Source organism: Citrobacter sp. RHB35-C21 (assembly GCF_013816515.1).
GTDB classification, from domain to species: domain Bacteria; phylum Pseudomonadota; class Gammaproteobacteria; order Enterobacterales; family Enterobacteriaceae; genus Citrobacter; species Citrobacter braakii.
Window position 1 is genome coordinate 136,370 of the sequence record NZ_CP057148.1, and the last position, 21,251, is coordinate 157,620.

Sequence of the window (21,251 nt, forward strand, 5' to 3'; positions counted from 1 at the left end):
AGGCAGACCTGGTAAATGGTTCAAACGAAGTCCAGAGTATTGATAGGGATACTTTACCGAACGCTCTCTGTTTGCCGGGTGACAGGATAATGACAATGTTGTCATTTTTGCTGTAATCCGTTGATAACGATCGTGGGCGCAATAAAATGACATTAGCAGCCAGCCGGGGAGCATGATGAAAATATTAATCGTTGAAGACGAAATTAAAACAGGTGAATATCTCAGCAAGGGGCTGACAGAGGCGGGGTTCGTCGTGGATCACGCTGATAATGGTCTGACCGGATATCATCTTGCCATGACAGCCGAGTATGATTTAGTCATCCTGGATATCATGCTGCCTGATGTAAACGGCTGGGATATCATCCGTATGCTGCGCAGTGCCGGAAAGGGGATGCCGGTATTACTGCTGACGGCCCTTGGCACGATTGAACACAGGGTCAAAGGACTTGAGCTGGGTGCGGACGATTATCTGGTGAAGCCCTTTGCGTTTGCTGAACTGCTCGCCCGGGTAAGAACCCTCCTCAGGCGGGGAAACACGATGATCACGGAAAGCCAGCTTAAAGTGGCTGACCTCTCGGTTGATCTCGTATCCAGAAAAGTCAGCCGCGCCGGGAACCGCATTGTGCTCACCAGTAAAGAGTTCAGCTTGCTGGAATTCTTCATTCGCCATCAGGGAGAAGTTCTTCCCCGCTCCCTGATTGCCTCTCAGGTCTGGGACATGAATTTTGACAGCGACACTAACGCGATTGATGTCGCAGTAAAGCGACTCCGCGCTAAAATAGACAACGATTACGGGACAAAACTGATCCAGACAGTGCGGGGCGTGGGCTACATGCTGGAGATCCCGGATGCATAGCAAACCGTCCAGACGACCTTTCTCACTCGCTCTGCGGCTGACCTTTTTTATCAGCCTGTCCACAATACTGGCGTTTATCGCCTTCACCTGGTTTATGCTGCATTCTGTTGAAAAGCATTTTGCCGAGCAGGATGTCAGCGATCTGCAACAAATCAGCACCACACTGAGCCGTATACTCCAGTCCCCGGCAGATCCGGATGAAAAAAAAGTAAGCAAAATAAAGGAATCGATCGCCAGCTACCGCAACGTTGCCCTTTTGCTCCTCAATCCCCGGGGTGAGGTGCTGTACAGCTCTGCGCAGGGGGCAGCACTACGCCCGGCCGTGAATTCAGCCGATTTTAGCGAGCACAGCCGCGCACGGGATGTCTTTCTCTGGACGGTGGAGGATCCTGCGGGACCGATGGATACCGGGTCCGGAATGAAGATGGAAACGTACCGGATTATCGCCTCCTCTGGCCAGGCGACATTTCAGGGCAAACAGCAGAACTATGTCATGCTGACTGGCCTCTCCATTAATTTCCATCTCCATTACCTCGATGCGCTGAAAAAAAATCTGATTGCGATTGCCGTCGTGATAAGCCTGCTGATTGTTCTGATCATTCGCATTGCTGTCCGTCAGGGGCACCTGCCCCTTCGTAATGTCAGCAATGCCATTAAAAACATCACCTCCGAGAATCTTGATGCGCGGCTGGAACCGACACGCGTTCCCATTGAGCTGGAGCAGCTGGTTATCTCGTTCAATCATATGATTGGAAAGATTGAGGATGTTTTTACCCGCCAGGCCAATTTCTCTGCCGATATCGCGCACGAGATCAGAACGCCCATCACCAATCTGGTGACACAGACTGAAATCGCGCTGAGTCAGGATCGAACCCAGAAGGAACTTGAGGATGTCCTCTACTCCAGCCTGGAAGAGTATAACCGGATGACCAAAATGGTCAGCGACATGCTGTTCCTGGCGCAGGCAGACAATAATCAGCTGATACCTGACAGGGTCATGTTTGACCTCAGAGCGGAAGTCATGAAAGTCTTCGAGTTTTTCGAAGCCTGGGCCGAAGAACGCAATATTATGCTCAAATTTGACGGGATGCCCTGCCTGGTTGAGGGAGATCCACAAATGTTCAGAAGGGCGATCAATAATCTGTTATCCAATGCCCTGCGTTATACCCCGGAGGGACAGGCAATCACCGTCTCAATAAGAGAGCAGGAGAGCTTTTTTGACCTTGTGATTGAAAATCCGGGGAAACCGATCCCTGAAGAACATTTATCAAGGCTGTTTGACCGTTTTTATCGGGTGGATCCATCCAGACAACGAAAAGGAGAAGGCAGCGGCATCGGCCTTGCGATTGTGAAGTCAATCGTGGAAGCACATCACGGAAGAGTGCAGGTGGAATCAGACGTACGCTCCACGCGTTTTATCTTATCCGTGCCCAGACTGGAGAAAATGATCCCGGAAACCCAATGCTGAAAATAAAGATGTAAATGACAAAGATGTCATTAGCCTGTCATGCAGCAAACAGAAGCCATTCGATATAATTAGTGCAACTTATCAGGAAGGCTGGATTGCTTCATCAATACCCGGCGTCAGAGTACGCCAGGAAATGAATATCCAGCCCTCTTCCGGAGAAATAAACGCTGCCGAACTTGTTTCAGTTATGGAACTGAAAACACCGGTTGTACTTCCCCGGACATCACTAATTCAGAAATGGAGAGTTATCATGAAAAATATCGTATTAGCATCTTTGCTGGGCTTTGGTTTAATTTCATCGGCCTGGGCCACTGAAACCGTGAATATCCATGATCGCGTCAACAATGCACAGGCTCCTGCTCACCAGATGCAGTCTGCTGCGGCTCCTGTCGGGATCCAGGGGACTGCTCCTCGTATGACCGGTATGGACCAGCATGAACAGGCCATTATTGCTCATGAAACCATGACGAACGGCTCGGCGGATGCGCACCAGAAAATGGTGGAAAGTCATCAGAAGATGATGGGAAATAACACGGTATCCACGACCGTCCCGTCAACGTCTTACGCGGCGATGAATGAGCATGAAAGAGCAGCGGTTGCCCATGAATTCATGAATAACGGGCAATCCGGCCCACATCAGGCCATGGCCGAAGCGCACCGCCGCATGATCAATGCAGGCTGAATGCGACGGTAGTATCCGTGCTGTTACCTTTTCCCTGATAGATTTTCCTGAAACAACGTTGCTACATTTTTGCCCCCCGTCAGGGGGCTTTTTTGTCTGACTCAGCTACACTTAACCGGTACCTGTCTGAAAGGAATTATTATATGAAAATCAAAAACACCCTTTTTGTAATATTAATGTTATCCCTGCCAGCCATTTCTGCTGAACATTCGGAAATGAAAATGTCAGATATGCACTCATCGGCATCATCACAGGAATATATGGCTGGCATGAAAAAATGATGGCCGCCGTTAATGAATCCAATCCCGATAAGGCCTTTGCAAAAGGTATGATCGCACACCATGAAGGGGCAATCGCAATGGCTGAGACCGAGCTCAAATACGGAAAAGATCCCGAAATGAGAAAGCTTGCGCAGGACATCATTAAAGCTCAAAAAGGTGAAATTGAGCAGATGAATAAATGGCTTGACAGTCATAAATAATGAACACTGGAGTGTTGTCTTGCGCCCCCTCTTAGGGTACCCCCGGACACGAAAATATATAGCACTTAACTAATTAATAACCCTAATAATTTCGGGTTTTTAATGTAACTTTCTTTTCTGAACGGAAATAATAGTCATACAATTTAATTTTCTTGTAATTACTCCTACTTTTAATCAGGTACTGGACGATGGATAACGACTCCCGCCTGAGAGGGAAAATCCGTCTGGTTACCTGGCGCTATACTTAACCGATTGATCGACATGCCATGCTGGTAAAATATTAAAATCCTCCCCCATAAATCTGAACCACATGACAGGATTGATAGCCAGGCAGTATTTCACATTCATTGCTAAAAAAATAAAAATAAGCATGCATCTTCTCGAAGATCAATTACCTTCCATCTTGTAAAAAAGAATCAAATCCTCTAATAATATCTCGATTCCCGCTTTTTTTAATACATCTTTCCGCTCGGCATATATTTTCCTCAACATATCTTCAAACCCCTTGCCAAGATGAATTTGTTTATGGCAGTTGCAACATAGTGATATGATATTCTCTTCCACATCCAGTGAATTCTCAAAATAGTCTTGCTTTGACATCGGGACAATGTGATGAGGTTCTGTGTAATTTAGAGGAGAGTTTCGCCTTCTGAACGTTGGATGGTCGCAATTAATTTCACATTTATAATCAGCTTTGTTAAGCGCATTTTTTGAAACAGATTTACTTCTTGGGTATGAGAGTCCATTTTTGACTTCTATTGCAGCTTTCTTAGGTTTCGCTTTTTCGCTATACTCAAATGTCTGAGTAACGTCAAAGTGATTACTTTCTTCTAGAGCAGTGATCAAATCATTATCTGAGTAAAAATCAATGCTTGAGCTTTCGTTCGTACTAAAAAAATCTAGTTCTTTTATTGCCTGAACAAGTTCTTCACGGATAGTCCATAAATTTCGCTTTGGGTTTCCTTTAATTTCTCTACTTTTCATGACTGTAATGAATTTTGTCCCGGAAGCAATCTTTCCGACTCCTTTAACCTCGAATCGGCCAAGCTGCTTCTGAACTCTTCCACCCAACCCATTGATTACACCATTAGCACTCATACTGTGCAGGTCGTACTTCTTGCCGATATCGAAACATGTACAGGAATGGTCTGGCTCAATGAACCATTTTTTTAACGCTGCAATACTTTTGTCATCAAAAACTTTTTTATCCCTTAATAAAATCTTCCATTCTTCAATGCTAATATCTATATCACAGACGTATTCACCATCAATTACTTCACATATTTTTTCAATCATGTCCATAACTCTCTTGTAACACAGGCTTTGTAATAATGTAAAATCCGTTACACGGCGTTGTATGTAATGTCATTGTCTCTTGGACTCCTACAGTCCAAAACAACTTTGTGTTTTGTTGTCCAAAAACTTTTTGTTGCCGTGAGTTCTCACTGAGATAAATCTCGCCTTGAGCGTATCACATCAGCAGACTTCCTCTCAACCTTATGGACTTAACCCGGTCATTCTTCACGACAAAGAAAGTACGGCATTTTACATGACGAAGAGACGGTCTCAGCTTCACATGACCGGATAACGTTTTTAATGTACTTCATTATTACGGCACGGGTGTTCAACGAGTATTTTTAAATATTAATCATTTTGTTTAACGGGTGGATACCTACAAATTTTAACATTTACTAATCAAGATAGCAGTTGTACGTACTTTCCCGGCAAAAATCCTGAGGTTTACAGATTCCCTCACCGTAACAGACCCGGTCATTCCCCTGGTCCTCCGGAGAGTCTAGTACGAGTGATAAACGTGAATTCCTGTACCTGAAGTTCAGCCGCTGGCAGATAAGTCGTGAACTATAATTACACTCAGTCAGATCCAAACACCTTTTCATCTGCATATATACTTTGTACATACCAGGAGATTACATGCAGGCACCCGGTATACCGGAGAATGAAGAACAGAGGCTGAAGTCCCTGTATATTACCGGCCTTCTTGATACCCGTGACGATGAGCGTTTTGAACGCCTGACGCGGCTGGCCCGCAAAGCCTTTCAGGTCCCGGTGGCCCTGATAAGCCTGCTGGATCGCGAGCGCCAGTGGCTCCTCGCCTGCCAGGGCGTCGGCGTGCGCGAAACTCCACGTGATATTTCGTTCTGCGGGCACGCCATTCTGCAGGAAGGGCCTTTTATCATTCACGATGCGGCTGCCGATGCGCGATTTCACGATAATCCCCTGGTTACCGGTGAGCCACACATCCGGTTCTACGCCGGCCAGCCGGTGAGCCTGCCGGACGGCACGGTGGCCGGCACGCTGTGCCTGATCCACACCGTTCCCCGCGCCTTCACGGATGAGGACATTGCGTCCCTCCGGGACCTGGCCTGTATCGTGGAGGACGAATTCGAGGCCATCAGCATGGCCATGACGGACAGCCTGACGGGCATTCCCAACCGGCGCGGGTTTTACCGCGCCGGCGAAAAACTCTTCCGCGCAATGAACCGGCAGGATGCGTCGTTCAGCCTCATCTATTTCGATCTGGACAGGTTCAAACCGGTTAACGATCTCTGGGGACACGCGGAAGGTGACGAGGTGCTGAAGATCTTTGCCGGCTTTTTACATCAGCACCTTGAACCGGGTGAAATAGCAGGCCGCCTCGGCGGGGATGAGTTTGCCGCCCTGATCCGGCGAAACGGTAACACTCAGTCTTATCTGCACGCGCTGAGTGCCAGTCTCGATCATTACAATGACACCTCGGGCAAGCCCTACAACATCAATTATTCCTTTGGCGAACTGATCAATAACGCAGACCATTATACGACACTGGCGGAGATGATCGGTAAATGTGACGAAGTGATGTACCTGAAGAAAAAAAGAAAGACCCTGTCGCGGAAAACAGAACCGTGACGTTCTCCTTCCCGGCTGATCCCCTGACCCGGGGTTCAGCCGGACGGCATGAACAATATATTTAACCGCAGGACGCATAAAGTCATTTATATTTGCTCATGGTGCAATAGTCCACTCATCGCAACAATTACTCGTTTTTTGTGTCCATGCTGCAATAATTCCTCTTCTCCACTTCTGAGATCCGAAAAAAGGTAAACCCGGAGGACTGGAGGACGTATCTGGGATAAGTGGGAATCGAGCAACATTTTTCCAGAGAAAAAAAGTTGCTTACCACTTATTATTCATAGAATTTTTACGGATAATTCAGGGCATCTATGCTTGGTAAATTTCTCAAAAGTGTCTCATGGCAGGTCCGGACCGAGCTACACCGGCGTCTGAAATCCAATCGGGACCGCAAAAACCTCAGTTGGAACCTGGTGGAACGGATACTTGTTGCCTCGTCCACCCATTACATTCGGGCTATGCTTTTTCTCTGGGCTATTGCTGCTGTCGCTCTCGGAGTGGTTATATGTTTACGTCCTGTTTTACATCCGTTTGCGCTCCAGCATTTTGAAAAAATAACCGAACTTCCTGGATGGATGTCAAATTTACTGGGCAGCCAGCTGACTATTATAGGGATTGTATTTCCGTTGGTTGTTGGCTTGATCAGCGTTCTGTTTCAGAAAAAGTCTGCCAGGATCCATATTCAGTCTGCTTATCAACTGTATTCAGGGTATATGTTTTCCGGGCTGAGTGGTTTATCGCTTGCGGCTTTTATTCTGCTCAGTGGTATGACTTCCTCCTTAGGAGATAAATATCTCAATACCGCTTTCGCCGCCACTGCGTTTCTATGGATGTTGTTCAATATCGTTTTATCTATCTGGTTCTTCATCACCAGTCTGAACGTGTTGGATGAAGATAAGCGCGATCGTCTGATGAATAAATATTTTCTGGCACAGATAGTGAATGGCTACATTTACAAAGCATATGCTCAGGCCTGGATACGCTATCCTGGTTATCATATCGGTGAGAACTATCTTGGTGAAATCAAAATACTTCCTTACTCTGTATCAGGTAAGGAAGAAATGGAGCACATTCAATGCGATGTAAACAAGAATGATGTTGTTTTAGATATACATATCAGACCACTTTTGTTTCTTCTTAAAAGGCTAAAAACTGTTGGCGGGAAGGATGCAAAGATAATCATTTTACCATCGTTTGGTGACCAACCTGGTGAATTGACGATATTATCCTCGACAGGTATCAAGCCCCTTTCAACTCTCTGGTGCAGTTTATACAAGCGTTGTATTGTGACAGGCCAGCCAGAGAAAAGCAGGAGCCTGGATGATATAACCTTTGATTTTTTTGGTGAAGCATACGATGCACTCAACGACAAAAATATTGGTGTTTTCAGAACTGGAGTTAACCGGTTAACAGATACCTACACCTCTATTAAACGAAGCTTTGCCCATGAGGATGGAGGAAACCTTCTTGATGAAGTAAAAGAATCTGGATTCGGTCCTTCATTCAGTGATTCATTCCACTATGACTTGAGAAAATTTATTCGTGAAACGGTAAAATCAACCGAAACGTCAGGCGAATATTTTCATGAAGCCATGTATATTCCATTGCAGGTTTACAAAAAATCTGACAGCACCAGTTTTACAGACTTCAAACAATTTACATTGTCGCTCTTTAGAGTATGGCATGTACTTAACGAATGGAAAGCCGGCCTCGGAGTCTCCCTTTCGGCCAGTCAGGAGCAGACGCACCAGGAACTTATTCGCAGCTTTATAGGTCTGTGGGAAGGCTGGAGTATGGGATTAATCATTGGCAAATCCGAAAGTAAAGATTTTGCCGGCCGCCTGATGTACCACCTGCATAACACCGTTTGTCTGCTTATCCCGCCATTGGTTGCTGATAATACGTCGTCCACGAAATATGCTCATGATGTTCTCTGTCTCTGGCACAGTCAGAGCCGATTTACACGGCACTGGGAGGAGGAGTATCGCTGGCACAGTTTCTTTCTGACCCCGGATTATCTGTCTCTGGAGGAGACAAACTCACAATGGAAAACCTTACTCAGGGGCAATTTGTATAAAGAGAAGGCTGCACTGTCCATCATGTTTGCAAATGCGTTGTCTGATATGCGCTTGCTGATCTCAGGTTATCTTATCGCGCATTTTGAACCACAACAAAACATAGATATAGCCGACCTTGTAAATCACCTTATTACCTCGAAATTATTCGAAGAGAGAGATACTTATGACACATTAACTCCGGAGTTCAGAAACGCTGTCGATATCATTGATATGATATTAAGAATTGAACATTGCAATCATCATACAGATGCGAGCTGGTACAGCGGTTTATCAGAAACAATTGAGGCGATGAACTCATTCAATGACAAGCGTCTCATTCCCGGGCGGACTTACACTGGAGTAAGAGACGATTTAGGGAGCCTCTACGGGGCGTTTTCTTTACTGGCTATAAAACTTGCCAGACCTGGAGAACAGGTTACGCAGCGGGTTAATGAGGCCCTGGCTGGAGGGTTGTTTTCTTATTTCAGCAAATCCAGAGCAGTCACCATTCTGAAAGGAATGAAGCGAGACCCCCTTGTTCCATATTCAGGTTATATTATTCCAGAGGAGGATTATGCCGCGAATGTTATTTTATTTAATGATATAGTGGATAAATACATTGAAGTATTCAATCGCAGTATTGCAGCAGATATTATTGCCGCTGAAGTTGACACAGAGCGTCTCAGGAATACAGATATCCGTCTTACGGAGGAGTTCCCAGGTGCTTTGCATGAGGATATTCTATTAACACATTTCAGATTTACAGAAGATTCAAAGTATCATCATAACTGGAAAATGAGGTATATTCCTGTCGGAGTTACAAAAGATTACGTAGCTAAAGGCCTTAATCATAATATTTATGGTAACTTCCCATCTGTATCAGAAGTGAAGAGAAATATTCTTCACGGGCTGCATTATTTGCTGGGGAGATCACAAGCCAGATTAGTCATGAAGATTAACAGCCTTGAAGACATAATTAAAAAAGTTGCTAAAGCCTCAGCAGATCAGAATAATTATATTCTTGTGATATATGGAACCCGCTTCAGTGAGGAGCTTAGGGAGTTAATATATCAGCGAGAAAGACATGCCGCCTTAGACATACATGTTGATGTGTCTGCCAGAGGCGTCAATTCCCTGCCGTTCAGGATCAATAATTGTCAGATTTACCAGGTGCATAACCGCAGGCTGGATTATTCACTCCTCATCAGTAGTGAATCATTTGGTGAGCTCAAACTGTTCAGGTATCCTGATGGCACTCTTTTCAATACATTCTACCGCAGCAGCGATGATCCTCTAGAGGGAGTGATGAAAACGCTGTGGGAAATGGACATGCAGGTTACAGGTCCTCTTGTGGCTCGTTTTGAACATATCTGAACCGAAATCTGGCGACCCTGTAACGGGTCGCTGTTTAATTGCCAGTAAATCAAAAAATACCAATTTTTATGCCACGACAAGCAATAATCTACTAATTACAACAATCTGTCGTTTTTTGTGACTGTCCGGCAATAATCTTTCTTATCTTCTCCGCAGATCCGATTTCTGGTTGTTCCGGATCTTTCAGAACACTACCGGGGCGTGGCGGCAGAGAAACACAACATGTGCCACGTCAGCAGCTGCCTTTTCTTCTATATATAGTGTTTAACTCTTTCCCGTGACCCGGCATATAGTGACAGAAAAGACCGCTTCGCTTATTCAGTGACCGTGGTACACTTCCGGAAACCTCTTATATTCAGGAAAATCGGATCATCCGATAACCGCCGTCCGGTAATTTAACGACGTGACTGTTTTATTGCTTATCAAATGCACTTTTCTTTACTTGTATGCAAAAAGAATCATAATGTATACATATTATTCATTAATGGTAAATAAAGCCTCATGTTCGCTCCTGCATATTTTTACCGCCACTGAATACATTTTGTATAAGGAGGAAGTCATGGCGAAGATCCAGGCCAGAAATGTGGATGATGCGCTGTTTGCACGCATTGAGCAGTCAGCAATGAAAAATGAACGTTCCCTCGAAGGGGAGATCCGCCTGGCGCTGGCCAGACAGTATCCTGTCGGGACCATCTCACCCGCAATCCTCTCCAGCCGGCAACAGTGGCAGAAGGAATGTGGCGGGCGTCTGCGAGCCCTGTTTGATCGCCTGTCCGCTGACGGTTTTTTCCCCGGTTCAGGGCATGTCGGGCCGACACGCATCGCCGACCAGGTACGGATAGCACACTGGTTAAATGTATCCCCGGGACTGCTCCTGGACTGTATCGATGGCGCCGGCGAGTTAACCCTTGCTCTGGCTGAACGGATTGAAAGCCGGTTCGGCACCAGTGCAGACTGGCTGACCACCGGTGACGGGATGATGTTCCCGCTGGTGATACTGGGGACGTATTCCGGTGTCAGCTGGGAGGGATTTTTCTTCCCGGACGATGATGAACGGTATGTCTTTGAATTCATCCGCATCGATGGTGGGCGCCATGATGGCACCCTGATGGTCCTGCGCCAGCATGAGCAGAACGGTCGTATCACTGCCGGAGTGGTCACAGAGGCGTTTTTCCTCGGTGCCGGTATGGGGTCGGGGGGGTACGGAAACCTGAAAGAATTTTTGTTGTTCCTCAGACAACACTGCGGAAATCTAGTCATGAATACGTATGTGTTCTCCCCCCCGGAGCCGGATTTTGATTTCTGGTCCGTGATGGGACAGCACCATCCGGTCTGGTTCCGTGAAGCAAAGCGTCGTTCCCCTTCCTGCTGGCTGCAGCAGGTACTCAGTGGCGAAGATCCGGGGGGATGGTTTAAAGGCGGCTGGTCACTGGTACTGAAGGACGTGGCGGAAGCCCGGACTCAGGATGTTGCTGATGCGCGTGCGGCTGAACATAATGAGTAATCCCATGCTTCCGGCCCTGCCCGGCGTCTCTGTATTGTCCACGGCGCAGCTACCGGTGGCCATCGATTACCCGGCGGCGCTGGCCCTGCGCCAGATGGCGATTGTCCAGGATGAGCTCCCGAAATACCTGCTGGCACCGGAGATCAGCGCCCTGCTCCATTATGTCCCGGATCTGCACCGTAAGATGCTGCTGGCGACGCTCTGGAATACCGGCGCGCGTATTAATGAGGCGCTGGCTCTGACCCGAAGCGATTTTTCCCTGGCGCCGCCCTGGCCGTTTGTGCAGCTGGCTACCCTCAAACAACGGGCCGAGAAAGCGGCCAGAACGGCAGGCCGCGCGCCAGCCGGCATCCAGGCGCATCGCCTGGTTCCGCTTTCAGACAGCCAGTACATCAGCCAGCTGCAGATGATGGTGGCTACGCTGAAGATACCGCTTGAGCGACGCAATAAACGCACCGGCAGAACCGAGAAGGCCCGCATCTGGGACATCACCGACCGGACCGTGCGAACCTGGATCGGCGAAGCCGTTGATGCTGCTGCTGCCGACGGAGTAACGTTCTCGGTGCCGGTGACCCCGCATACGTTCCGCCATTCCTACGCCATGCATATGCTGTACGCTGGTATCCCGCTGAAGGTGCTGCAGAGTTTAATGGGACACAAGTCGGTCAGCTCGACAGAGGTGTATACGAAGGTGTTTGCGCTTGATGTCGCGGCGCGCCACCGGGTGCAATTTCAGATGCCGGAGACCGAGGCGGTGGCTATGCTGAAAGGCGCTCTATGAGTCCTGATAACGGCCTGCCGCGCCCGACGGGCTTGTCCAACCCCTCGTCGGTTCAGAAGCCAGTTCTGAACCGACGAGGGGTTTTCGGTGATGGCTGTGCTTGGGTTGGTTTTACCATTATGCAGAAATGTATCATTGCCGGGCCATCTGTTGTGCGGATGCAGGTGCAGGTGTTTCCGGATGCAACTCCGCCACTGTTTCGCTTAAACTACACTCAGCATGAACGTTAACAGGAAAACGCCAGCATTTTGCAGGCTGAATATAAGGATAAGGGAGCTGAGTGACGCTGACAGAAAAATCGGGCCATCTGGCATGGTGTGCCCTGGTGGCGCTTGCGCTGGCCAGACAAAACGGCAATGTGCTGTCACCGGCACAGGAAAACCTCTTTCTCACCCGCTGGCTGGCGACTGCGCTGAAGCAACGTCGTTTTTCGCGTGATGTCGCTCCCGACATCGAGTGGCTTCTGAAACAGGGGCGCCAGTTGGGTGTCGGTGCGAAGCTGTCCAGCAAACTGAATTACCTCTGGTGCTCCTGCATCGGCGAGCTGTCTGGGCAGAACGATCTATTCCGGCTGACATATGCCCTGGAAACCGTAAAAGACATGCGCTGGAACTACCACCTGCTAAGCGATCGGGAATGGTCCGGCCGGTATGCCGTTGCACTGAACGCTGGAGTAAACAGCGTTTATCTCTCCCGGTCTAATCTTGATGTCGCTTTTGATGATGATGGTCATCAGGTTAACCCACTGATGGCCCAGCTGACGGGGAATGTTGCAGGCGTGATCAAGCTGCTTAACCGATGTGGCTGGCAGGCGGTGTCAGCGCATGACGCCTCCCTGCCCCACCAGTTTACGCTGATGGCCAGACAGGGAGGATAAGAAAAGGATGATTAGTGGCGGATTTGCGCTAGGTCGTGTTCAGTCAGACCGGTCATTTTTATGACGGTATTGCGGTCGATGCCGTTCTGCAGCATGGTACGTGCTATTTTCAATGTAGCCTGGCGTTCCCCTTCTGAACGGCCTTTTTCAATACCGCGCTGTTCACCGAGCTGAATGCCCTTCTCGATGCCCTTCTGTTCAAGCTGCTGTGCGATGGTCATAAGTGCGTCTCCGTGTTGCGGCACACGCTGTGCCAGTTCGCGTACAAAGGCTTCGGCGTCGGATGTTTCGCCTGCCTGCACTATATAGTGTACCAGCGATATTACCAGCGATGAAGACAGATATCCGGCCAGCAAAATGGGCACCAGCCGGTCAACCAGTTCTGCCAGGTCCCGCTGATGAATGTGTTTCTGCAGCAGGGTCAGAGCGGCCATGCTGCGGTGGCCAGCGATTTCCTCATCAGGAATGACGGTAACGTCAACCAGCGGGAAAGCGCTGCTGTAGAGTTTGCCAGCCAGCGCCGGATCGTCAAATTCATCCAGCCAGTGGGTGGAGTACGGATAAGGGCTGCGCTTACCCGTATAGAACAGCACCGGTATCACCAGTGGTAACTTTTTATGCCCTGCCTCCAGGTGTCTCTGCATGGCGGCCACCGCATAGCGTATCAGGCGGAAAGCCATATGTTTGTCCGGCGTTGACTGGTGCTCGACCAGGACATGAATATATCCGTCGCCGGCAGTGGTTTTCAGGCTGTAGAGGACGTCGCTGAAATACTGCCGGAGATCATCTTGGGGTCGCCTCAGAAAACGGAAAATAAAGCACGCTAAGGCATAGCCGAACCTGCCAAGCTTGCTCCACCCTGTAGTGACGCGATCAGCGGGCAGGAAACGTTCCCCCTTCGCGCATGGCAGGCGCACACCAACTCAGACAGCACGGCCTCCATGCGCGCCAGGTCAGCCATTTTCTCGCGCACGTCCTTGAGCTTGTGCTCGGCCAGACTGCTGGCTTCCTCGCAATGGGTGCCATCCTCCAGCCGCAGCAGCTCGGCGATCTCATCCAGGCTGAAGCCCAGCCGCTGGGCTGATTTCACGAAGCGCACCCGCGTTACATCCGCCTCGCCATAGCGGCGGATGCTGCCATAGGGCTTGTCAGGCTCCAGCAACAAGCCCTTGCGCTGATAGAAACGGATGGTCTCCACATTGACCCCGGCCGCCTTGGCGAAAACGCCAATGGTCAGGTTCTCCAAATTGTTTTCCATATCGCTTGACTCCGTACATGAGTACGGAAGTAAGGTTACGCTATCCAATTTCAATTCGAAAGGACAAGCGCATGTCTGAACCAAAAACCGGGCGCGGCGCGCTCTTCACTGGAGGGCTTGCCGCCATCCTCGCCTCGGCTTGCTGCCTCGGGCCGTTGGTTCTGATCGCCTTGGGGTTCAGCGGCGCTTGGATCGGCAACTTGGCGGTGTTGGAACCCTATCGCCCCATCTTTATCGGCGTGGCGCTGGTGGCGTTGTTCTTCGCCTGGCGGCGCATCTACCGGCAGGCAGCGGCCTGCAAACCGGGTGAGGTCTGCGCGATTCCCCAAGTGCGAGCTACTTACAAGCTCATTTTCTGGATCGTGGCCGCGCTGGTTCTGGTCGCGCTCGGATTTCCCTACGTCATGCCATTTTTCTACTGATCGGAGTTCACCATGAAGAAACTGTTTGCCTCCCTCGCCCTCGCCGCCGTTGTTGCCCCCGTCTGGGCCGCCACCCAGACCGTCACGCTGTCCGTACCGGGCATGACCTGCTCCGCCTGCCCGATCACTGTCAAGAAGGCGATTTCCAAGGTCGAAGGCGTCAGCAAAGTTGACGTGACTTTCGAGACACGCCAAGCGGTCGTCACCTTCGACGATGCCAAGACCAGCGTGCAGAAGCTGACCAAGGCAACCGCAGACGCGGGCTATCCGTCCAGCGTCAAGCAGTGAGTCACTGAAAACGGCACCGCAGCACAACGGACGTCATTGTCTGGCGCCACAAACGATAAAGGATCTGTTGCATGACCCATCTAAAAATCACCGGCATGACTTGCGACTCGTGCGCGGCGCACGTCAAGGAAGCGCTGGAAAAAGTGCCAGGCGTGCAGTCGGCGCTGGTGTCCTATCCGAAGGGCACAGCGCAACTCGCCATCGTGCCGGGCACATCGCCGGACGCGCTGACTGCCGCCGTGGCCGGACTGGGCTACAAGGCAACGCTAGCCGATGCGCCACTGGCGGACAACCGCGTCGGACTGCTCGACAAGGTGCGGGGATGGATGGCCGCCGCCGAAAAGCACAGTGGCAACGAGCCCCCGGTGCAGGTAGCGGTCATTGGCAGCGGTGGAGCCGCGATGGCGGCGGCGCTGAAGGCCGTCGAGCAAGGCGCGCAGGTCACGCTGATCGAGCGCGGCACCATCGGCGGCACCTGCGTCAATGTCGGCTGTGTGCCGTCCAAGATCATGATCCGCGCCGCCCACATCGCCCATCTGCGCCGGGAAAGCCCGTTCGATGGCGGTATTGCGGCAACTGTGCCTACGATTGACCGCAGTAAGCTGCTGGCCCAGCAGCAGGCCCGCGTCGACGAACTGCGGCACGCCAAGTACGAAGGCATCCTGGGCGGTAATCCGGCCATCACCGTTGTGCACGGTGAGGCGCGCTTCAAGGACGACCAGAGCCTTACCGTCCGTTTGAACGAGGGTGGCGAGCGCGTCGTGATGTTCGACCGCTGCCTGGTCGCCACGGGTGCCAGCCCGGCGGTCCCGCCGATTCCGGGCTTGAAAGAGTCACCCTACTGGACTTCCACCGAGGCCCTGGCGAGCGACACCATTCCCGAACGCCTTGCCGTAATCGGCTCGTCGGTGGTGGCGCTGGAGCTGGCGCAAGCCTTTGCCCGGCTGGGCAGCAAGGTCACGGTCCTGGCGCGCAATACCTTGTTCTTCCGTGAAGACCCGGCCATCGGCGAGGCGGTGACAGCCGCTTTCCGTGCCGAGGGCATCGAGGTGCTGGAGCACACGCAAGCCAGCCAGGTCGCCCATATGGACGGTGAATTCGTGCTGACCACCACGCACGGTGAATTGCGCGCCGACAAACTGCTGGTTGCCACCGGTCGGACACCGAACACGCGCAGCCTCGCGCTGGACGCAGCGGGGGTCACTGTCAATGCGCAAGGTGCCATCGTCATCGACCAAGGCATGCGCACGAGCAACCCGAACATCTACGCGGCCGGCGACTGCACCGACCAGCCGCAGTTCGTCTATGTGGCGGCAGCGGCCGGCACCCGTGCCGCGATCAACATGACCGGCGGCGATGCGGCGCTCGACCTGACCGCAATGCCGGCCGTGGTGTTCACCGATCCGCAAGTGGCGACCGTGGGCTACAGCGAGGCGGAAGCCCACCACGACGGGATCGAGACCGACAGCCGCACCTTGACCTTGGACAACGTGCCGCGTGCGCTCGCCAACTTCGACACACGCGGCTTCATCAAGTTGGTTATCGAGGAAGGCAGCCATCGGCTGATCGGCGTACAGGCGGTCGCGCCGGAAGCGGGTGAACTGATCCAGACGGCGGCTCTGACCATTCGCAACCGCATGACGGTGCAGGAACTGGCCGACCAGTTGTTCCCCTACCTGACGATGGTCGAGGGGTTGAAGCTCGCGGCGCAGACCTTCAACAAGGATGTGAAGCAGCTTTCCTGCTGCGCCGGGTGAGAAAAAGGAGGTGTTCAATGAACGCCTACACGGTGTCCCGGCTGGCTCTTGATGCCGGGGTGAGCGTGCATATCGTGCGCGACTACCTGCTGCGCGGATTGCTGCGCCCGGTGGCGTGCACACCAGGCGGCTACGGCTTGTTCGATGACGCCGCCTTGCAACGGCTGTGCTTCGTGCGGGCGGCCTTCGAGGCGGGCATCGGCCTCGACGCGCTGGCGCGGCTGTGCCGGGCGCTGGATGCGGCGGACGGCGACGAAGCGGCCGCGCAGCTTGCCCTGCTGCGTCAGTTCGTCGAGCGTCGGCGCGAAGCGTTGGCCGATCTGGAAGTGCAGTTGGCCACCCTGCCGACCGAGCCGGCACAGCACGCGGAGAGTCTGCCATGAACAACCCCGAGCGCTTGCCGTCCGAGACGCACAAACCGATCACCGGCTACCTGTGGGGCGGACTGGCTGTGCTGACTTGCCCCTGCCACCTGCCCATCCTCGCTGTCGTGCTGGCCGGCACAACCGCCGGTGCTTTCCTCGGCGAGCATTGGGTCATCGCGGCGCTCGGTTTGACCGGCCTGTTCCTTCTGTCCCTGTCGCGGGCGTTGCGGGCATTCAGGGAAAGAGAATGAGCGCTTTCCGGCCGGATGGATGGACGACGCCGGAACTGGCCCAAGCGGTCGAGCGCGGGCAGCTTGAACTGCACTACCAGCCCGTCGTCGATCTGCGCAGTGGTGGGATTGTCGGCGCGGAAGCCCTGTTGCGCTGGCGTCATCCGACGCTTGGACTATTGCCACCGGGCCAGTTCCTGCCCGTGGTCGAATCGTCCGGCCTGATGCCTGAAATCGGCGCTTGGGTGCTGGGCGAAGCCTGCCGCCAGATGCGTGACTGGCGAATGCTGGCATGGCGACCGTTCCGGCTGGCCGTCAATGTTTCGGCGAGCCAAGTGGGACCGGACTTCGACGGGTGGGTAAAGGGCGTGCTGGCTGATGCCGAGTTGCCCGCCGAGTATCTCGAAATCGAGCTGACCGAATCGGTCGCGTTTGGTGATCCGGCGATCTTCCCCGCCCTGGACGCCTTGCGGCAGATCGGTGTGCGCTTCGCCGCCGATGACTTCGGGACGGGGTATTCCTGTCTGCAACATCTGAAGTGCTGCCCAATCAGCACGCTCAAGATCGACCAATCGTTTGTCGCCGGGCTCGCCAACGACCGCCGCGACCAAACCATCGTGCACACCGTGATTCAGCTTGCGCACGGGCTGGGCATGGATGTGGTGGCTGAAGGCGTGGAAACATCGGCGAGTCTTGATCTATTGCGACAAGCGGACTGCGACACAGGACAAGGCTTCCTGTTCGCGAAGCCAATGCCGGCGGCGGCATTCGCCGTCTTCGTCAGTCAATGGAGGGGTGCCACCATGGGCACTGTTGCAAATAGTCGGTGGTGATAAACTTATCATCCCCTTTTGCTGATGGAGCTGCACATGAACCCATTCAAAGGCCGGCATTTTCAGCGTGACATCATTCTGTGGGCCGTACGCTGGTACTGCAAATACGGCATCAGTTACCGTGAGCTGCAGGAGATGCTGGCTGAACGCGGAGTGAATGTCGATCACTCCACGATTTACCGCTGGGTTCAGCGTTATGCGCCTGAAATGGAAAAACGGCTGCGCTGGTACTGGCGTAACCCTTCCGATCTTTGCCCGTGGCACATGGATGAAACCTACGTGAAGGTCAATGGCCGCTGGGCGTATCTGTACCGGGCCGTCGACAGCCGGGGCCGCACTGTCGATTTTTATCTCTCCTCCCGTCGTAACAGCAAAGCTGCATACCGGTTTCTGGGTAAAATCCTCAACAACGTGAAGAAGTGGCAGATCCCGCGATTCATCAACACGGATAAAGCGCCCGCCTATGGTCGCGCGCTTGCTCTGCTCAAACGCGAAGGCCGGTGCCCGTCTGACGTTGAACACCGACAGATTAAGTACCGGAACAACGTGATTGAATGCGATCATGGCAAACTGAAACGGATAATCGGCGCCACGCTGGGATTTAAATCCATGAAGACGGCTTACGCCACCATCAAAGGTATTGAGGTGATGCGTGCACTACGCAAAGGCCAGGCCTCAGCATTTTATTATGGTGATCCCCTGGGCGAAATGCGCCTGGTAAGCAGAGTTTTTGAAATGTAAGGCCTTTGAATAAGACAAAACGCTGCCTCATCGCTAACTTTGCAACAGTGCCCCTAATCGTGTTCAGCAGAATAGCCGGAGGAAGTTTCCTACTGTCGATAAGAAAGGATTGGCACAGGGAGTGTGAATATCGAAACACCATCACAGAATAATGCCAGATAGAAATGCGATAGTAGGGTTGGATATTTAAATAAGGAGCATCCCGACTTAAAATGAATATGACTGCGTAACCAGGCGCAATAAAAAAAGCGAAAGAATCGCTTTTATTCTGGTTGTTTTTTCGAAGAGTGACCGTTTTCTGAGATGACAAGAAATAAGGAAGTCCTATGATCGCTAGCGGAATAGTTCAAAAACTGAATGCGCAAATGAATCAGGAGTTTTATACCTCAAATTTGTATCTTCAGCTCAGCCAGAGGTGCAGCGAGAATAGCCTTAATGGCACCGCACTATTTTTGCGTCATCAGGCGCAAAATACGGTGACGCAAATGATGCGCATGTACGAATACATCAAACAGAGCGGCGCCACGCCGGTGTTACAGGAGCAACACGCCCGGTGCGGTGAATTTTCCACGCTGGAAGATCTGTTTGAGCAGACGGTAAGCGATTACCAGAAGCGCATTAATGCGCTGACCTCTTTGACGGAAGACGCCCAGGCAGCAAACGATAAGTCAGCGATTAACTTCCTGAAGCGATACAGAAAAGAGGAAATCGTGGACGGGACGCTGTTGCAAATCATTCTGGATGAAGTCCGCAGCGCTAAAAAAGCGGGCATCAACATGCAGCAAACCGACCACTATCTGGTTGGCGTGATCGATCGCTATCACTAAATCAATTTCGCAGTACGAGGAGGTTTTACGCCTCCTCAGAAAATCTGTTTTACATCAGAAACAGAGGTTTATGCCAGTGAACATTTGATACCCAACACGTCATAGTGATTTTTTAACTTAGCGTTTTTATATCGTGCCAAAAATGTCTCTGCTTGTGTCTTTATATTAAGGAAGGTGCGAATAAGCAGGTCATTTCTTCCCAAGCTGACTCGCTGATTAAAATTTCGCGGATCTGGGCCGATTTTTTTCCCGCAAACACATCGAATCAGCCTATTTAGGCTATTTTTTCCACCATTTCTGGCGTTATTTCCGGTTTTTACTGAGATCTCTCCCACTGACGTATCATTTGGTCCACCCGAAACAGGTTGGCCAGGGTGAATAACATCGCCAGTTGGTTATCGTTTTTCAGCAGCCCCTTGTATCTGGCTTTCACGAAGCCGAACTGCCGCTTGATGATGCGAAACGGGTGCTCCACCCTGGCACGGATGCTGGCTTTCATGTATTCGATGTTGATGGCCGTTTTGTTCTTGCGCGGATGCTGCTTCAAGGTTTTTACCCTGCCGGGACGCTCGGCGATCAGCCAGTCCACATCCACCTCGGCCAGCTCCTCGCGCTGTGGCGCTCCTTGGTAGCCGGCATCGGCTGAGACAAATTGCTCCTCTCCATGAAGCAGATTACCCGGCTGATTGAGGTCATGCTCGTTGGCCGCGGTGGTGACCAGGCTGTGGGTCAGGCCACTCTTGGCATCGACACCAATGTGGGCCTTCATGCCAAAGTGCCACTGATTGCCTTTCTTGGTCTGATGCATCTCCGGATCGCGTTGCTGCTCTTTGTTCTTGGTCGAGCTGGGTGCCTCAATGATGGTGGCATCGACCAAGGTGCCTCGAGTCATCATGACGCCTGCTTCGGCCAGCCAGCGATTGATGGTCTTGAACAATTGGCGGGCCAGTTGATGCTGCTCCAGCAGGTGGCGGAAATTCATGATGGTGGTGCGGTCCGGCAAGGCGCTATCCAGGGATAACCGGGCAAACAGGCGCATGGAGGCGATTTCGTACAGAGCATCTTCCATCGCGCCATCGCTCAGGTTGTACCAATGCTGCATGCAGTGAATGCGTAGCATGGTTTCCAGCGGATAGGGCCGTCGGCCATTGCCCGCCTTGGGTTAAAACGGCTCGATGACTTCCACCATGTTTTGCCATGGCAGAATCTGCTCCATGCGGGACAAGAAAATCTCTTTTCTGGTCTGACGGCGCTTACTGCTGAATTCACTGTCGGCGAAGGTAAGTTGATGACTCATAATGAACCCTGTTCCATGGCTCCAGATGACAAACATGATCTCATATCAGGGACTTGTTCGCACCTTCCTTAGGGAATGTCTAAAATAGCGAAGCCATAGCATAGAATTTTTAATGGCATTATGATCAGGACATAAAGGACTTCATGCAGGGAAAAAATATCCCAAAAGAAACTGGTCATGTCAGCACACCAAAGGATCCTCGCCGGATCCTTTGGTTTTTCTCAGCCACAATCGCTTAACGTG

The 21,251-nt window shown here is 51.6% G+C and carries 19 protein-coding genes and 3 pseudogenes; 18 read left to right on the plus strand and 4 right to left on the minus strand.

All coding sequences use genetic code 11. The features are described from left to right. Nucleotides 1–175 precede the first annotated feature (175 nt). The 4 genes and pseudogenes from silR (at nt 176) to HVZ39_RS25675 (ending at nt 3,487) form a co-directional block, all read left to right on the plus strand. Nucleotides 176–856: a copper/silver response regulator transcription factor SilR gene (gene silR, locus HVZ39_RS25660; RefSeq protein WP_001572351.1), complete on the plus strand. Its 681-nt coding sequence runs from the start codon at nt 176–178 to the stop codon at nt 854–856. Beyond that, a complete protein-coding gene (gene silS / locus HVZ39_RS25665; RefSeq protein ID WP_106671846.1) occupies nt 849–2,324 on the plus strand; it encodes a copper/silver sensor histidine kinase SilS in 1,476 nt (491 codons plus the stop codon). The genes silR and silS overlap by 8 nt, the downstream gene beginning before the upstream one ends. Nucleotides 2,325–2,574: 250 nt before the next feature. Beyond that, complete coding sequence (gene silE, locus HVZ39_RS25670; protein WP_000790483.1) at nt 2,575–3,006, plus strand: silver-binding protein SilE; 432 nt, start codon at nt 2,575–2,577, stop codon at nt 3,004–3,006. A 143-nt stretch (nt 3,007–3,149) separates the two neighbouring features. Continuing rightward, a pseudogene (locus HVZ39_RS25675) lies at nt 3,150–3,487 on the plus strand (DUF305 domain-containing protein). A 387-nt stretch (nt 3,488–3,874) separates the two neighbouring features. Here HVZ39_RS25675 and HVZ39_RS25680 read toward each other — a convergent pair. Further along, nucleotides 3,875–4,783 carry an HNH endonuclease gene (locus tag HVZ39_RS25680; RefSeq protein WP_106671866.1) on the minus strand — a complete coding sequence of 303 codons (909 nt, stop codon included), beginning with the start codon at nt 4,781–4,783 and terminating at the stop codon, nt 3,875–3,877. A gap of 636 nt (nt 4,784–5,419) precedes the next feature. Between HVZ39_RS25680 and HVZ39_RS25685 the strand changes: the two genes are divergently transcribed. From HVZ39_RS25685 to HVZ39_RS25710, 6 genes are all read left to right on the plus strand, one after another. Continuing rightward, nucleotides 5,420–6,394 carry a sensor domain-containing diguanylate cyclase gene (locus HVZ39_RS25685; protein ID WP_004213565.1) on the plus strand — a complete coding sequence of 325 codons (975 nt, stop codon included), beginning with the start codon at nt 5,420–5,422 and terminating at the stop codon, nt 6,392–6,394. 314 nt (nt 6,395–6,708) lie between these two features. After that, complete coding sequence (locus HVZ39_RS25690) at nt 6,709–9,828, plus strand: hypothetical protein (protein WP_106671844.1); 3,120 nt, start codon at nt 6,709–6,711, stop codon at nt 9,826–9,828. A gap of 559 nt (nt 9,829–10,387) precedes the next feature. Then, nucleotides 10,388–11,332, plus strand: a complete 945-nt coding sequence (locus tag HVZ39_RS25695) for a hypothetical protein (protein ID WP_048227259.1) — start codon at nt 10,388–10,390, stop codon at nt 11,330–11,332. A 4-nt stretch (nt 11,333–11,336) separates the two neighbouring features. Further along, a complete protein-coding gene (locus HVZ39_RS25700) occupies nt 11,337–12,113 on the plus strand; it encodes a site-specific integrase (RefSeq protein ID WP_048227271.1) in 777 nt (258 codons plus the stop codon). Beyond that, nucleotides 12,110–12,343: a hypothetical protein gene (locus HVZ39_RS25705; RefSeq protein WP_048227260.1), complete on the plus strand. Its 234-nt coding sequence runs from the start codon at nt 12,110–12,112 to the stop codon at nt 12,341–12,343. The genes HVZ39_RS25700 and HVZ39_RS25705 overlap by 4 nt, the downstream gene beginning before the upstream one ends. Before the next feature lie 50 nt (nt 12,344–12,393). Next, on the plus strand, nt 12,394–12,990 hold the full coding sequence (locus HVZ39_RS25710; RefSeq protein ID WP_048227261.1) for a DUF2913 family protein: 597 nt from the start codon (nt 12,394–12,396) through the stop codon (nt 12,988–12,990). Nucleotides 12,991–13,001: 11 nt separating this feature from the next. Here HVZ39_RS25710 and HVZ39_RS25715 read toward each other — a convergent pair. Together HVZ39_RS25715 and HVZ39_RS25720 are read right to left on the minus strand one after the other, a co-directional pair. Then, nucleotides 13,002–13,781: pseudogene (locus HVZ39_RS25715) on the minus strand (Rpn family recombination-promoting nuclease/putative transposase); the annotation flags it as partial. 32 nt (nt 13,782–13,813) lie between these two features. After that, nucleotides 13,814–14,248: a mercury resistance transcriptional regulator MerR gene (locus HVZ39_RS25720; protein ID WP_003131969.1), complete on the minus strand. Its 435-nt coding sequence runs from the start codon at nt 14,246–14,248 to the stop codon at nt 13,814–13,816. A gap of 71 nt (nt 14,249–14,319) precedes the next feature. On the opposite strand from HVZ39_RS25720, the gene merT reads away from it, so the two are divergent. The 8 genes from merT (at nt 14,320) to HVZ39_RS25760 (ending at nt 19,711) form a co-directional block, all read left to right on the plus strand. Next, complete coding sequence (merT, locus tag HVZ39_RS25725; RefSeq protein WP_003131974.1) at nt 14,320–14,670, plus strand: mercuric ion transporter MerT; 351 nt, start codon at nt 14,320–14,322, stop codon at nt 14,668–14,670. Between the two features lie 12 nt (nt 14,671–14,682). Next, nucleotides 14,683–14,958, plus strand: coding sequence for a mercury resistance system periplasmic binding protein MerP (merP, locus tag HVZ39_RS25730; RefSeq protein ID WP_003131987.1), 276 nt, complete (start codon nt 14,683–14,685; stop codon nt 14,956–14,958). A 71-nt stretch (nt 14,959–15,029) separates the two neighbouring features. After that, nucleotides 15,030–16,715 carry a mercury(II) reductase gene (merA, locus tag HVZ39_RS25735; protein WP_181633725.1) on the plus strand — a complete coding sequence of 562 codons (1,686 nt, stop codon included), beginning with the start codon at nt 15,030–15,032 and terminating at the stop codon, nt 16,713–16,715. A 17-nt stretch (nt 16,716–16,732) separates the two neighbouring features. Further along, on the plus strand, nt 16,733–17,098 hold the full coding sequence (gene merD, locus HVZ39_RS25740) for a mercury resistance co-regulator MerD (protein WP_000995360.1): 366 nt from the start codon (nt 16,733–16,735) through the stop codon (nt 17,096–17,098). Next, the gene (gene merE, locus HVZ39_RS25745) at nt 17,095–17,331 is read left to right on the plus strand and encodes a broad-spectrum mercury transporter MerE (protein ID WP_003132004.1); all 237 of its coding nucleotides are present in this window, start codon (nt 17,095–17,097) and stop codon (nt 17,329–17,331) included. The genes merD and merE overlap by 4 nt, the downstream gene beginning before the upstream one ends. Continuing rightward, nucleotides 17,328–18,143, plus strand: coding sequence for a cyclic diguanylate phosphodiesterase (locus HVZ39_RS25750; protein ID WP_162648835.1), 816 nt, complete (start codon nt 17,328–17,330; stop codon nt 18,141–18,143). Before merE ends, HVZ39_RS25750 begins: the two co-directional genes overlap by 4 nt. Before the next feature lie 36 nt (nt 18,144–18,179). Next, nucleotides 18,180–18,884 (plus strand): IS6-like element IS26 family transposase, encoded by a 705-nt coding sequence (locus tag HVZ39_RS25755; protein ID WP_001067855.1) that lies wholly within the window; start codon nt 18,180–18,182, stop codon nt 18,882–18,884. A gap of 326 nt (nt 18,885–19,210) precedes the next feature. Beyond that, nucleotides 19,211–19,711 (plus strand): non-heme ferritin-like protein, encoded by a 501-nt coding sequence (locus tag HVZ39_RS25760; RefSeq protein WP_001752509.1) that lies wholly within the window; start codon nt 19,211–19,213, stop codon nt 19,709–19,711. Between the two features lie 316 nt (nt 19,712–20,027). On the opposite strand, the pseudogene HVZ39_RS25765 reads toward HVZ39_RS25760, so the two are convergent. After that, nucleotides 20,028–21,008, minus strand: a pseudogene (locus HVZ39_RS25765) (IS5-like element IS5 family transposase). Between the last annotated feature and the right edge of the window lie 243 nt (nt 21,009–21,251).